This is a genomic window from Nocardia implantans, assembly GCF_035544775.1.
Classification (GTDB): Bacteria; Actinomycetota; Actinomycetes; order Mycobacteriales; family Mycobacteriaceae; genus Nocardia; species Nocardia implantans.
Genome location: NZ_JAYKYQ010000002.1, coordinates 305,559 through 318,667 on the forward strand (window position 1 = coordinate 305,559; position 13,109 = coordinate 318,667).

Annotated in this window: 11 protein-coding genes; 7 read left to right on the forward strand and 4 right to left on the reverse strand. The window is 71.1% G+C overall.

Translation table 11 applies throughout. The features are described 5' to 3' along the window. Positions 1–2: 2 nt before the first annotated feature. Together U3653_RS05625 and U3653_RS05630 are read right to left on the reverse strand one after the other, a co-directional pair. Positions 3–1,544, reverse strand: coding sequence for a glycerol-3-phosphate dehydrogenase/oxidase (locus U3653_RS05625; RefSeq protein ID WP_195077543.1), 1,542 nt, complete (start codon positions 1,542–1,544; stop codon positions 3–5). Between the two features lie 43 nt (positions 1,545–1,587). Beyond that, positions 1,588–2,208 (reverse strand): TetR/AcrR family transcriptional regulator, encoded by a 621-nt coding sequence (locus U3653_RS05630; RefSeq protein WP_195077544.1) that lies wholly within the window; start codon positions 2,206–2,208, stop codon positions 1,588–1,590. Positions 2,209–2,353: 145 nt separating this feature from the next. Between U3653_RS05630 and U3653_RS05635 the strand changes: the two genes are divergently transcribed. Both U3653_RS05635 and U3653_RS05640 read left to right on the forward strand, forming a co-directional pair. Further along, on the forward strand, positions 2,354–3,931 hold the full coding sequence (locus U3653_RS05635; protein WP_195077909.1) for an FAD-binding oxidoreductase: 1,578 nt from the start codon (positions 2,354–2,356) through the stop codon (positions 3,929–3,931). After that, on the forward strand, positions 3,928–4,872 hold the full coding sequence (locus U3653_RS05640) for a YegS/Rv2252/BmrU family lipid kinase (protein ID WP_397069913.1): 945 nt from the start codon (positions 3,928–3,930) through the stop codon (positions 4,870–4,872). The genes U3653_RS05635 and U3653_RS05640 overlap by 4 nt, the downstream gene beginning before the upstream one ends. A 20-nt stretch (positions 4,873–4,892) precedes the next feature. On the opposite strand, the gene U3653_RS05645 is transcribed toward U3653_RS05640, so the two are convergent. Beyond that, positions 4,893–5,552, reverse strand: coding sequence for an AAA family ATPase (locus U3653_RS05645; protein WP_323123919.1), 660 nt, complete (start codon positions 5,550–5,552; stop codon positions 4,893–4,895). A 159-nt stretch (positions 5,553–5,711) separates the two neighbouring features. Continuing rightward, the gene (locus U3653_RS05650) at positions 5,712–6,305 is read right to left on the reverse strand and encodes a helix-turn-helix domain-containing protein (protein ID WP_195077545.1); all 594 of its coding nucleotides are present in this window, start codon (positions 6,303–6,305) and stop codon (positions 5,712–5,714) included. Positions 6,306–6,396: 91 nt separating this feature from the next. Here U3653_RS05650 and U3653_RS05655 point away from each other — a divergent pair, with 91 nt between their 5' ends. The 5 genes from U3653_RS05655 (at position 6,397) to ndk (ending at position 12,791) form a co-directional block, all read left to right on the forward strand. Further along, positions 6,397–7,323 (forward strand): NAD(P)/FAD-dependent oxidoreductase, encoded by a 927-nt coding sequence (locus tag U3653_RS05655; protein WP_195077546.1) that lies wholly within the window; start codon positions 6,397–6,399, stop codon positions 7,321–7,323. A 300-nt stretch (positions 7,324–7,623) separates the two neighbouring features. Further along, entirely contained in the window at positions 7,624–10,302 is a 2,679-nt protein-coding gene (locus tag U3653_RS05660) for a valine--tRNA ligase (protein ID WP_195077547.1), read from the forward strand. Positions 10,303–10,379: 77 nt separating this feature from the next. Beyond that, on the forward strand, positions 10,380–11,765 hold the full coding sequence (folC, locus tag U3653_RS05665) for a bifunctional tetrahydrofolate synthase/dihydrofolate synthase (RefSeq protein ID WP_435406549.1): 1,386 nt from the start codon (positions 10,380–10,382) through the stop codon (positions 11,763–11,765). A gap of 106 nt (positions 11,766–11,871) precedes the next feature. Beyond that, complete coding sequence (locus U3653_RS05670; protein ID WP_195077548.1) at positions 11,872–12,288, forward strand: DUF4233 domain-containing protein; 417 nt, start codon at positions 11,872–11,874, stop codon at positions 12,286–12,288. Between the two features lie 86 nt (positions 12,289–12,374). Further along, entirely contained in the window at positions 12,375–12,791 is a 417-nt protein-coding gene (gene ndk, locus U3653_RS05675) for a nucleoside-diphosphate kinase (RefSeq protein ID WP_039796656.1), read from the forward strand. Positions 12,792–13,109: the final 318 nt, after the last annotated feature.

Sequence of the window (13,109 nt, forward strand, 5' to 3'; positions counted from 1 at the left end):
CGTCAGGTGAGGGCGCGCGCGGCTGCGGGTGCCGCGGCGACCCGGTCTGCGGTGATCAGGCCGATGCGCGTGCGCCGATCCAGCAGGTCGCCGGCATCGAGCGCCCCCTCGTGGGACACCGCGAACGCGAATTCCGCCGCCAGCACGTCGATTCCGGGTGCGACCGGTTCTGCGAGCGCGGGGTCACGGCGGGCCGCGGCCAGCACGGTGGCCGCCTCGCCGCCGTAGCGGTCGATCAGTACGGGCGGGGCGTCGATGCGATCGCGCTCCGCGCCGGAGACCGCGCCCACCAGCGGCAGCCGCCGGGTGCGGCACGGTCCCGCGGTCAGGCCGCCGTGCGCGACCGCGGCGTCGATCGCGTCCTCGGCCATTTTCCGGTACGTGGTGAGCTTGCCGCCCACGATGGTGACGATCCCGGTCGGGGATCGCAGCACCGCGTGCTTGCGGGAGATGTCGGCGGTGCTGTCGTCGGCGGTCTCCAGCAGCGGGCGCAGTCCGGCGTACGAGCCGCGGATGTCGTCGCGGGTCAGCGGCTCGCGCAGGGCGGGATTGACGGTGTCGAGCAGGAAATCGATCTCACCGTCGGTGGCCTTCGGCTCGTCGGGCACCGGGCCGGGGGCATCTTCGTCGGTCAATCCCAGGTACACCCGGCCGTGCGCGGCGGGAAAAGCGAAGACGAAGCGGCCGACGCTGCCGGGCACCGGTACGGTGAGCGCTGCGGTAAGGCCACCGAAGGAGGCGGCGGAGAACACCAGGTGGGTGCCGCGGCTCGGGCGCAACCGGATGCTCGGATCCACCTGATCGGCCCAGACGCCGGTGGCGTTCACCACGGCGCGCGGCCGCACCGCGAGGGTCTCGCCGGTGCGCGTGTCGCGCAGGGTCGCCGAATTCCCGGTGACGTCTCGGGCTTCGACGCGGGTCAGAATCCGTGCGCCGTTGGCCGCCGCGGTGCGCGCCAGTGCCACGACCAGGCGCGCGTCGTCGACGAGCTGTCCGTCCCACGCCTGCAGCCCGCCGCGCAGATCCGCCCGGCGCACGGTCGGTGCGAGCCGCACCGCCTCCGCTGCGGCGACGCGCCGGGACCGTGGCAGCAGCGCCGCGGGGGTGCCCGCACCACGCCGCAGCAGGTCACCCGCCAGGAAACCGGCGCGCACCAGCGCGGCTTGCGCCGTGCCGACGTTCGGCAGCAGCGGTACCAGCTGGGGGAGCGGGCGCACCAGGTGCGGCGCCGTGGTGCGCAGGAGGATGCCGCGTTCCACCGCGCTCTCGTGCGCGATGCCGACCCGGCCGCTCGCCAGATAGCGCAGGCCGCCGTGCACCAGCTTGGAACTCCAGCGGCTGGTGCCGAAGGCCAGGTCGTGGCGTTCCACCAGCACGGTGCGCAGCCCGCGGGCCGCGGCGTCCAGTGCCGCGCCCGCGCCGGTGACGCCGCCGCCGATCACCAGGACGTCGACCTCGGCGCCGTCGCCGAGCCGGGACAGATCCGCGGCGCGGCGGGCGGCGTTCAACGCGGAATCACCGGTGTGTCCCGGATCAGGGTTCATCACGAGGCCTTTCGGTTCTGACGAGAAGCGCGCGAAACACGGCTCATCGCGTGTGCCTCGGTTCGCCGGTCTCGCGGTGGTCGAGGTATCCGTCGATCGCGCGGCGGAGTTCGGTGTCGAGGTGCTCGCCGGCCAGCAGCGGTGCGACGGTGCCCGCCGACTGCACCGCGGACTGGGCGATCAGCAGCAGCATCGTGGCCATGCGATCGGGGTCGCCCGCGCGGATCGAGCCGTCCCGCTGGCCGTCGCGGATACCCGCCGCGAACAGCTCGATCAGAGCGCGCTGGTTGCGTCCGAGCCTGCCGAAGACGTAGGTGAGCATGAGGTCGGTGTCGGTGCGGAAGATCTTGCCGAACAACGGATTCGACCGGACTGTCGCCGCCCCGGCGACCACGCCGTCGACCAACCTGGCGCGCGCGCTGCCCGCGGACGGCATCGTCGCCGCCACGATCCCGCGCAGCTCGCGCACCAGCAGTTCGGCCACCAGCGCGCCGGTATCCGGCCAGCGGCGGTAGACGGTCGGTCTGCTGACGCCCGCTCGGCGCGCCACCTCGGTGAGGGTGGTGCGGCGCACGCCGAACTCCGCCACGCAGGCGCGAGCGGCGTCGAGAATCGCCAGGTCGGTCGCCGAGAGGCGCTCGGCGGAGTCGTCGGGAGCGGTCAACGTGTCACCACCGGGAAGTAGATCGGCAAATCATTACTGCTTGACACTTTATGTCAAACTGTAACGCATGGTGGAGACAGAGCAGCGCACCCCGGCCGATCCGGCTTCCGCCGCGAAGCCCGACGTGAGCGGGCCGGCGGCGAGTATGGTCTGGGATGCCTGGGGTGTCCCGGCCGGGCACCAGCCACTCTCGGATCGGGTCCGCGGCCTGCTGACGCAGGTGTTCGGGGTATCCGGCGACTCGGTGGCGCGTCGCGACGAGGGCGACGTGCCACTGCGCGAATCGGCGTTGACGCCCGCGCGGCGAGCCGGGTTGGTCGAGGTGGTCGGCGCCGGCAACGTGTCGACCGACCACCGCGATCGGCTGCGGCACGCAGGGGGCAAGAGCACACCCGATCTGCTGCGCCGCAGGGCCGATGGCCCGCAGGACGCGCCGGACGCCGTCGTCTTCCCGGCCGGCCACGACGAGGTGCTCGCCGTGCTGGCCTACTGCGCGGCGAACTCCGTCGCGGTGGTTCCGTTCGGCGGCGGCACCAGCGTGGTGGGCGGCGTGCAACCGCTGCGTGGTCGTTTCGACATCGTGATCGCCCTGGATCTACGCAGGCTGGACACGGTCACCGAGATCGATCCGATCAGCGGCACGGCCACGCTGGGTGCGGGACTCACCGGTCCCCGCGCGGAGGAACTGCTCGGCGAGCACGGGCTTTCGCTGGGGCACTTCCCGCAGAGTTTCGAGTTCGCCACCATCGGCGGCTTCGCGGCGACGCGGTCATCCGGCCAGGCTTCGGCGGGCTACGGCCGCTTCGACGACATGGTGCAGCGGCTGAAGATCGCCACGCCCAGTGGCACCCTGGCGCTCGGGCGCGCCCCCGCCTCGGCGGCCGGGCCGGACCTGCGTGAGCTGTTCGTCGGATCGGAAGGGACGCTCGGCGTGATCACCGAGGTCACCTTGCGCGTGCACCCGGTCCCGGAAACCGTTGCCTACCAGGCATGGTCGTTTCCCGATTTCGCGACCGGCGCCGCCGCCCTGCGCGCTGTGGTGCAGGAGGGCGCGGCGCCGACCGTGCTGCGGCTGTCCGACGAGGCGGAGACCGGGATCAACCTCGCCCGGTCCGGCGACGTCGGCGGCAACCCGGTGGCCGGATGCCTGGCCATCACCACCTTTGAGGGCAGCGCCGCGCACGTCGCCGCGCGCAGCGCGGAAGCGGGTGCGCTGCTGGCGGCGGCGGGCGGCTCGGCCCTGGGCGAGACACCGGCCAGGGAGTGGGAGCACGGTCGTTTCGCCGCGCCGTATCTGCGCGACGCGCTGCTGGATGTGGGCGTGCTCTGCGAAACGCTGGAAACCGCCACCACCTGGTCCAACGTGATCGCGCTCAAGGCGGAGGTGACCGCGGCGCTGAGCGAGTCGCTCAGCGCCGAGGGAACGCCGCCGCTGGTCATGTGTCACATTTCGCACACCTACCCGACCGGGGCGTCGCTGTATTTCACCGTCGTCGCCAAGCAGGCGCACGACGCGCCGGCCCAGTGGCAGGCCGCCAAGCGCGCGGCCGGCGACGCCATCATCGCGGCGGGCGGCACCATCACCCATCACCACGCGGTCGGCGCCGACCATCGTCCCTGGGTTCCGGACGAAGTGGGTGAGCTCGGCGTGCGCGTCCTGCGCGCGGTGAAGGCCGAACTCGACCCGGCCGGCATCATGAACCCCGGAAAGCTGGTGCCGTGAACGACCATTCGCCGGTGCGCAAGGTCACCGTCGTGACCAACCCGCGTTCCGGGCACGGCAGGAGCGGCGAGGCGGCGAGCGCCGCGATCGGCCGCCTGCGCGCGGGCGGCGCCGAGGTCACCGAGGTGTGCGCGCCCTCGGCCGCCGAAACGGCCCGGCAGGTGCGGGAGTCCATCGCGGACGCGGTCCCGCCCGATGCCGTGGTCTGCGTCGGCGGCGACGGCTTGCTCAACGTGACCCTCCCGGCCGTGGCGCAGACCGGCGTCCCGCTCGCCATGGTTCCCGCAGGCACCGGCAACGACCTGGCCAGGGAACTGGGTGTGCCGACCGACGACCCGGTCGCCGCCGCTGCGCTCGTGCTGCGCGGGCGGACCAGGACGATCGATCTCGGCAGGATCGAATCGCCCGGCGCGCCGATGTGGTTCGCCACGGTGACCGGCACCGGGTTCGACGCGCGGGTCACCCTGCGCGCCAACGAGATGCGCTGGCCCAAAGGCAGGCTGCGCTACACCCTCGCCGCGCTGTCCGAGATTTCCGGCCGCTTCACCGTGCCCTACCGGGTCGAGCTGGTGGACGCGGTGACCGACGGTCTCACCAACCCGGGCGCGGGCTCTGTGCTGGAGACCGAAGCGGTCATGGTCGCGGTCGGCAACACCCGCACCTACGGCGGCGGCATGCTGATCTGTCCGGACGCGATCATGGACGACGGACTGCTCGACCTCACCGTGGTCGGCGCGCTGTCGCGCCGGGAGATGCTGCGCTTGCTGCCCGCGCTGTCGGCGGGAAAACGCCAGGATCATCCGGAGGTGAAGCAGTTCCGTGCCGCGGCCGTGACGCTCACCGCAGCGGGCGCGCCCGCCACCGCCGACGGCGAACCGGCGGGCGTCCTGCCGATCACCATCCGGGCCGTCCCGGCGGCTCTGACCGTGCTGGTGCCTTGAGCCGCATCGGCTTTCGCCGGTCAGGCGAAGGTCACGCACCGCAAGTTGTCCACGGTGGCGCGGTCGGCGATGACCACCGACCGCGCGCCGCGGGCGGCGTGTCCGGTGGCCACCGCGCTCATCAATCGGCCCCAGCCGCGCACGTGCAGCCGGAAGGCGACGCGGTTGATCCGCCGTCCGCGACTGTGCTGACCCGCCTTGGCCACCGGTGCGGGCACATCGAGCAGGAGCAGGTGCAGTTCGCGATGCGCGGCCCAGCGGGCGATCAGGGTGCGCGCCCACTGGAAGGTGGCGCAGTCGTGGATGACCACCGGGCCGCCCGCACGCAGCGCGGCGCGGATGGCGAGGAAGTGCGCCACGTGCACCACCGGTCGCCATAGGAGATACGGCAGCCACCGGAGTTTGGGCCGCCACCGATTGCGCGCCTGTATCGAGTCGAGCACCAGCACCCCGGCGGAACTGCGCGACGGTGCGGTGGCCGCCGCGTCGGCGTCGAAGAACTTGCCCAAGGCGGTGCTCTTGCCCGCGCCGGGGACGCCGGCGACGATCAGCGCCGCCGCGGCGGGATATCGGAGCTCCGCGACCGCGTGACCGCGCAGATCATGCAGTGCGGCCGGGAACAGGATCGGCGGCGCCGGTTCCGGGACGTGCTGCGGCGCGGCTTCCAGCGGGGGGTTCACCTCTCCCAGCGTCCGTGGCCGAGACGCGTTCGACAACCGGGAAAACCCTGGTTTTTCTTGGTGATTCGCCGGGGAGGGCGCGCCTGGGGTGTTCACCCTCTCCAGCCTCCCGAGTTTTCGCCGATTCGGCAATATCGGACATTTCAGGCACGTGTCGGTTCACGTGGGTTTGCGGCCAGCCGACCGCGCTCTCAGATGCATTCGCTCGCCCTGGGAACCGAATAGGCTCAAGATTTCCACCGGGCCCCGCCCCGCGCTGCCGAACCAATGGGGTTGGCGGGTGTCGAATTCCGCGGCTTCGCCGGGGCCGAGCGTCAGATCGTGCTCGCCCAGCACCAGCCGCAGCCGTCCCGACAGCACGTAGAGCCACTCGAAACCCTCGTGCACCTTCGGGTCCGGCTCGCTGCGCTCGGGTGGAATGACGATCTTGAACGCCTGCAGCGGCCCCGGTTGCCGGGTCAGCGGAAGAATGGTCAGCCCGTTGGTCTTGCGTGCCGTCGTGTGGACCCGGGGGTCGGCGATCTTCGGTGCGGCCACCAGTTCGTCCAACGGCACCTGATGGGCCATCGCGATCGGCAGCAGCAGTTCCAGGCTGGCTTTTCGCTGGCCGGATTCGAGCCGCGACAGCGTGCTCTTGGAGATCCCGGTGCTTTCCGCCAGCGCGGTGAGTGTGACATTGCGGCGGGTCCGCAGTGCTTTGAGTCGCGGACCGATGTCGGCGAGGGCTCGGGCGACGCCCGGTGGTGTGGACATGTCACCAGTGCACCGCGTTTTCCCGGATTCGGCAATATTAGTTGCTGAATGCCGCCGGTCGACGGCACTGTGTCGGTGGAGGTGATCGCGAATGAGCGAGACATATGACGTGGTGATCGTGGGTGGCGGTGCGGCGGGGCTGTCCGGGGCGCTGGTCCTGGCCCGCGCGCGGCGGCGGGTCGCGGTGGTCAGGGGCGGTGCGCCGCGCAACGCGCCCGCCGAGCACATGCACGGGTTCCTGTCCCGGGACGGCATGCCGCCCGCGGAATTGCTGGCGGCCGGAGCCGAGGAGGCGGCGGGCTACGGCGCGGAGCTGATCTCCGACTTCGTCGTCGGCGCGGAACCGGCGGGGGACTCGGAGTTCGCGCTGCGGCTCGGCGGCGGTGCGACGCTGCGAGCGCGCCGCGTGCTGGTCGCGACCGGACTGCGCGACGAACTGCCGCAGCTGCCCGGAGTGCGCGAACGATGGGGCCGCGACGTGCTGCACTGCCCCTACTGTCACGGCTACGAGGTTCGTGACCAGCCGATCGGCGTGCTCGGCGGACCGGAACCCGGCGCCATGGCCAGGGCGGTGCACCTGGCGCTGCTGCTGCCGCAGTGGTCCGGCGACGTCGTCTTCTTCCCCAACACGATGCCGCTGTCCGATGGTGAGCGCGCCCACCTGGACGCGCGCGGGGTCCGTGTGGTCGAAGGCGCGGTCGCGCGGTTCGTGGTGGACGACCGGCTGCGCGGTGTGGAACTGGCCGACGGGCGAGCCGTGCCGAGAACGGCGATGTTCGTCGCGCCGGCCTTCCGCGCCGCCGACGACGTGCTGGTGGCGCTCGGCTGCGCCTTCGACGACAACGGCTGGGTCGTGACGGACGCCACCGGGCGCACCAGCGTGCCCGGTGTCTGGGCCGCCGGTAATGTGAGCAATCCGGCCGCCCAGGTGATATCCGCGGCGGGCGCCGGCTCGACCGCGGCCATCGCGATCAACGGCGATTTGGTGCTCGCCGACGTCGCCGTCCTCGCCCGATAAGGGGTGTATCCGGGGTAGAAAATGCCGGAAGCTGAGAATTGCTTATGGATTCCGAGTGCGGTCGTGGATCGCCGGTAAGCTTCTGACATAGGCGGAGTGTTCGGTGTCCCTCATCCACCGAAGACTCCGCCTTTCTTCGTCTTCGTCGTGGAATTCCCCTCCGAACGATTCCGCGCGGCGTCCCTGCGGGCCGATACCCTGCCGATTTCCGAAGTGCCACCGGCGGGTGGATGCGTGGGCGGCGGTGATCCGGGTCGACCGACCCGAAGTCGGCCGATCGACGCGCTCTAGAATCGCGGGGTGACCAGCGCAGCCCCTGACAACACGCGTAATCGTGCCGATGCACTCCCCAAGAGCTGGACGCCCAGCGAGGTGGAGGCCGAGATGTACGAGCGCTGGGTAGCCGCTGGCTATTTCACCGCCGACCCCGGCAGCGGCAAGCCGGCCTATTCGATCGTGCTGCCCCCGCCGAACGTCACCGGCACGCTGCACATGGGCCACGCCCTCGACCACACCCTGATGGACACGCTGTCGCGCCGCAAGCGCATGCAGGGTTACGAGGTGCTCTGGCTGCCCGGCATGGACCACGCGGGCATCGCCACCCAGACCGTGGTGGAAAAGCAGCTCGCGGTGGACGGCAAGACGAAGGAAGACTTCGGCCGCGAACTGTTCGTGCAGAAGGTGTGGGACTGGAAGCGGGAATCCGGCGGCGCCATCCAGTGGCAGATGCGCGCTCTCGGCGACGGCGTGGACTGGAGCCGCGACCGCTTCACCATGGACGAGGGCCTCTCGCGCGCCGTGCAGACGATGTTCAAGCGGCTCTACGACGCGGGCCTGATCTACCGCGCCGAGCGGCTGGTGAACTGGTCGCCCGAGCTGCGCACCGCTATCTCCGACATCGAGGTCAAGTACGAGGACGTGGAAGGCGAGCTGGTCTCGCTGCGCTACGGCTCGCTCAGCGACGACGAACCGCACGTCGTCGTGGCCACCACCCGGGTGGAGACCATGCTCGGCGACACGGCGGTGGCTGTGCACCCGGATGACCCGCGCTACCGACAGCTGATCGGCACCACTCTGGAGCATCCGATCACCGGACGGCAGATCCCGATCGTCGCCGACGACTACGTCGATCCCGAGTTCGGCTCCGGCGCGGTGAAGATCACACCGGCGCACGACCCCAACGACTTCGAGCTGGGTCTGCGGCACGGGCTGCCGATGCCGACCATCATGGACGAACGCGGCCGGATCACCGGCACCGGAACCGAATTCGACGGCATGGACCGTTTCGAGGCGCGCGTCAAGGTGCGCGAGCGGCTCGCGCGGGAGGGCAGGGTGGTCGCGGAGAAGCGGCCGTACCTGCACTCCGTCGGGCATTCCGAGCGCACCGGCGAGCCGATCGAGCCGCGCCTGTCCATGCAGTGGTGGGTGAAGGTCGAATCGCTGGCCAAGGCCGCCGGCGATGCCGTGCGCAACGGTGACACCGTGATCCACCCCAAGAGCCAGGAGCCGCGCTGGTTCGGCTGGGTCGACGACATGCACGACTGGTGCATCTCGCGCCAGCTGTGGTGGGGCCACCGCATCCCGATCTGGTACGGCCCCGAGGGCGAAGTGGTGTGCGTCGGACCCGACGAGCAGGCGCCGGAGGGCTGGGTGCAGGACCCGGACGTGCTCGACACCTGGTTCTCCTCCGGCCTGTGGCCGTTCTCCACGATGGGCTGGCCACACGCCACCGCCGAACTCGAGAAGTTCTATCCCACCAGCGTGCTGGTCACCGGCTACGACATCCTGTTCTTCTGGGTGGCGCGGATGATGATGTTCGGCACCTACGTCGCCGAGGACGCCGTGCTGACCACCGGCAAGGGCGGCCAGCGGCAGGTGCCGTTCAAGGACGTGTTCCTGCACGGCCTGATCCGCGACCAGTTCGGCAAGAAGATGTCCAAATCGCGCGGCAACGGCATCGACCCGCTGGACTGGATCAACGCCTTCGGCGCCGACGCGACGCGCTTCACCCTCGCGCGCGGCGCGCAGCCGGGCGGCGACCTCTCGGTCGGCGAGCCGCACGTGCTCGCCTCGCGCAGCTTCGTGACCAAGGTGTTCAACGCGACCAAGTTCGCGCTGATGAACGGCGCGCGGGTGGGGGAACTGCCCGACCGCGCCCAGCTCACCGACGCCGATCGCTGGATCCTGGACCGGCTGGACGCGGTGCGCGCCGAAGCCGACGCCGCGTTCGACGCCTACGAGTTCGGCAAGGCGTGCGAGGCGCTCTACCACTTCGCGTGGGACGAGCTGTGCGACTGGTACCTGGAGCTGGCCAAGGTGCAGTTCGCCGCCGACGGCGCGCGCGCGGAAGCGACCAGGCTGGTGCTCGGCGCCGTGCTCGACGCGGTGCTGCGCCTGCTGCACCCGGTTGTCCCGTTCGTCACCGAGGCGTTGTGGCAGGCGCTGACCGGCGGCGAGTCGATCGTGATCGCGCCGTGGCCGCAGGCCTCCGGCGTGCCCGCGGACCGGGAAGCGGCGCAGCGCATCTCGGACACCCAGCGGTTGATCACGGAGATCCGGCGGTTCCGCAGCGACCAGGGCCTGGCCGACAAGCAGAAGGTCGCGGCCAAGCTGATCGGGGTCGACGCGGCCGGGCTCGGCGAGCAGGCGGCGTCGGTGGCGAACCTGGCGCGGCTGACCGAGCCCGGCGCGGGCTTCGCCGCGACCGCGTCGGTGGAGGTCCGCCTGAGCACCGGGACGGTCACCGTGGAGCTGGACACCTCCGGCGCGGTCGATCTGGACGCCGAACGCCGCAGGCTGGAGAAGGACCTGGCCGCCGCGCAGAAGGAACTCGAGACCACCACCGCCAAGCTCGGCAACGAGGCGTTCCTGGCCAAGGCGCCCGAGCACGTGGTCGAGAAGATCCGCGGCAGGCAGCAGGTGGCCGCCGACGAGGTGGCTCGGATCGGGGCGCGACTGGCGGAGTTGAGCGGCAAGTGAACCACGAGCCGGAACCGCAATACGGCGACGACGAGCGCCGCGGCGGCGGCGCGCGGCTCGGCTCCGGCCCCTCGCCGGTGGAACTGGCCGAGATGGCGCTGGTCGAGGCGGAACTCGACCGGCGCTGGCCGGAGACCAAGATCGAGCCGTCGCTCACCAGGATCGCCACGCTGATGGACCTGCTCGGCTCGCCGCAGCAGAGCTACCCGGCCATCCACATCGCGGGCACCAACGGCAAGACCTCGGTGACCAGGATGATCGACGCGCTGCTCACCGCACTGCATCGGCGCACCGGCCGGATCACCAGTCCGCATCTGCAACTGGCCACCGAGCGGATCAGCATCGACAACGCGCCGATCAGCCCGGCGAAATACGTGGAGATCTACCGTGAGCTGCTGCCGTACGTCGAGATGATCGACAGGCAGTCGGCGGCCGCGGGCGGGCCCGCCATGAGCAAGTTCGAAGTGCTCACCGGCATGGCCTACGCTGCCTTCGCCGAGGCGCCGGTCGATGTCGCGGTCGTCGAGACGGGATTGGGCGGCACCTGGGACGCCACGAACGTCATCGACGGCCAGGTGGCGGTGATCACGCCGATCGGCTTGGACCACACCGACTACCTCGGTCCGGACCTCGCTTCGATCGCGGGGGAGAAGGCCGGGATCATCAAGCGCGCCCCGGAGAGCCTGGTGCCCCGCGACAACGTCGCGGTGATCGCGCAGCAGGAGCCGGAGGCGATGGAGGTGCTGCTGCGCCGCGCCGTCGAGGTGGACGCGGCGGTCGCCCGCGAGGGCTCGGAGTTCCGCGTGCTCGCCCGGCAGATCGCGGTGGGCGGGCAGCAACTCGAGTTGCAGGGCCTCGGCGGGGTGTACGACGAGATCTTCCTGCCGTTGCACGGCGAGCATCAAGCGCGCAACGCGGTGCTCGCGCTCGCGGCGGTGGAGGCATTCTTCGGCGCGGGCGCGCAGCGCAGGCTCGACATCGACGCCGTGCGCGCGGGTTTCGCGAGCGTCACCAGTCCGGGGCGGATGGAGCGGATGCGCAACGCGCCGACCATCTTCATCGACGCCGCGCACAACCCGGCGGGCGCGCGAGCGCTTGCCGCGACGCTGACCGACGAATTCGACTTCCGCAAGCTGGTCGGCGTGGTCGCGGTGCTCGGTGACAAGGACGCCGCCGGCATCCTCACCGCGCTGGAGCCGGTGTTCGACGAGATCGTCGTCACCAGCAACGGTTCGCCCCGCGCGCTGGACGTGGACACCCTCGCCGACCTCGCGGTGCAGCGCTTCGGCGACGAGCGCGTGGTTTCCGCCGCCACGCTGCCCGACGCGCTGGAGACCGCGATCGCGATCGCCGAGGAGGTGGGCGACGCGGGCGAGATGGTGTCCGGCGCCGGGGTGATCATCACCGGGTCGGTGGTCACGGCGGGCGCGGCCCGCGCACTGTTCGGAAAGGACCCGGCGTGAGCGCCGGGTGTGCGTACGGCGGCCCGCTCGACCATGACGGGACCGAGAGCCACCGCACGAGCGCCGGTCGCCCGGTGCGTCCGGTGGATACCGAGGAGGGCACAGCATGAGCGAACCGGCCGAACGAGACGAACAGCCGGTGCCCGCGCCCGCGACCGACCCGTGGAAGGGCTTGCGCGGGGTGATGGCGGGGACGCTGGTGCTGGAGGCGATCGTGGTGCTGCTCGCGTTACCGGTGGTCGCCGACGTGGGCGGCGGGGTGACCTGGTTGTCCGGCACCTACCTCGTGGCGCTCGCGGTGGTGATGTTCCTCGGGGCCGGAGTGCAGCGGCGGCCCTGGGCGCTGCCGTTCAATCTCGCCTTGCAGGCGCTGGTGCTGCTCGGCGCGTTCATCCACGTGTCCATCGGCGTCATCGGCGTGGTGTTCGCCGTGGTCTGGGGCTTCATCCTGGTGCTGCGCGCCGACGTGCGCGGCCGGATGGAGAAGGGGCTGCTGCCGAGCCAGCGCATCCAGCGGTCCTAGCCGCGGGCGCACGGCGCGGGAGCGCCGGAAACGATCAGCCGACCGCTCGTGCGGGGGCCGGAAGGATGCCCGATAGGCTGGGCGCCGTGACTGAGCAGACGTTGGTACTCATCAAGCCGGACGGTGTGGCCCGTGGCCTTGTCGGCGAGGTGCTGGCACGGATCGAGCGCAAGGGCCTGAAGATCGCCGCCCTGGAGCTGAAGCACGTATCGGAGGAACTGGCCAAGGGCCACTACGCCGAGCACGCCGAGAAGCCGTTCTTCGGGTCGCTGATCGAGTTCATCACCTCGGGCCCGGTCGTCGCGGCCATCCTGGAGGGCCCGCGCGCCATCGCCGCGTTCCGCCAGATCGCGGGCGGCACCGATCCGGTCGAGAAGGCCGTGCCGGGCAGCATTCGCGGGGACTTCGCTCTGGAGACCCAGGAGAACCTGGTCCACGGGTCCGATTCGCCCGAATCGGCCAAGCGGGAGATCGCCCTCTGGTTCCCCGAACTGCCCGCCTGACCGGGTCTCGATCGCCGGGCCCGCGCCGCCGCGACACCTGCGTTCGCGTCGCGGGCCGGGCCGAGTCGAGCGCCGATGGCGAACGCCCGGCGCGCGGTATGGGATACTGGCATCGGCTGCTTTCGACGCCGACTGTTCGTGCAGGTGCGCGAACGAAACGTGACGAGGGCAGCCGGATGACACCACGGTTCGATGCCGATCATCGCTGCCATGGACAAACGGCCTGGTCAACGGGCTCGCTGTTCGTGTAGGCACGCTGGATGAGCGCTCGCGCCGCGGAGTTCAGCCATACAGCCAGGCGCCGCGTGACCAGTTAGC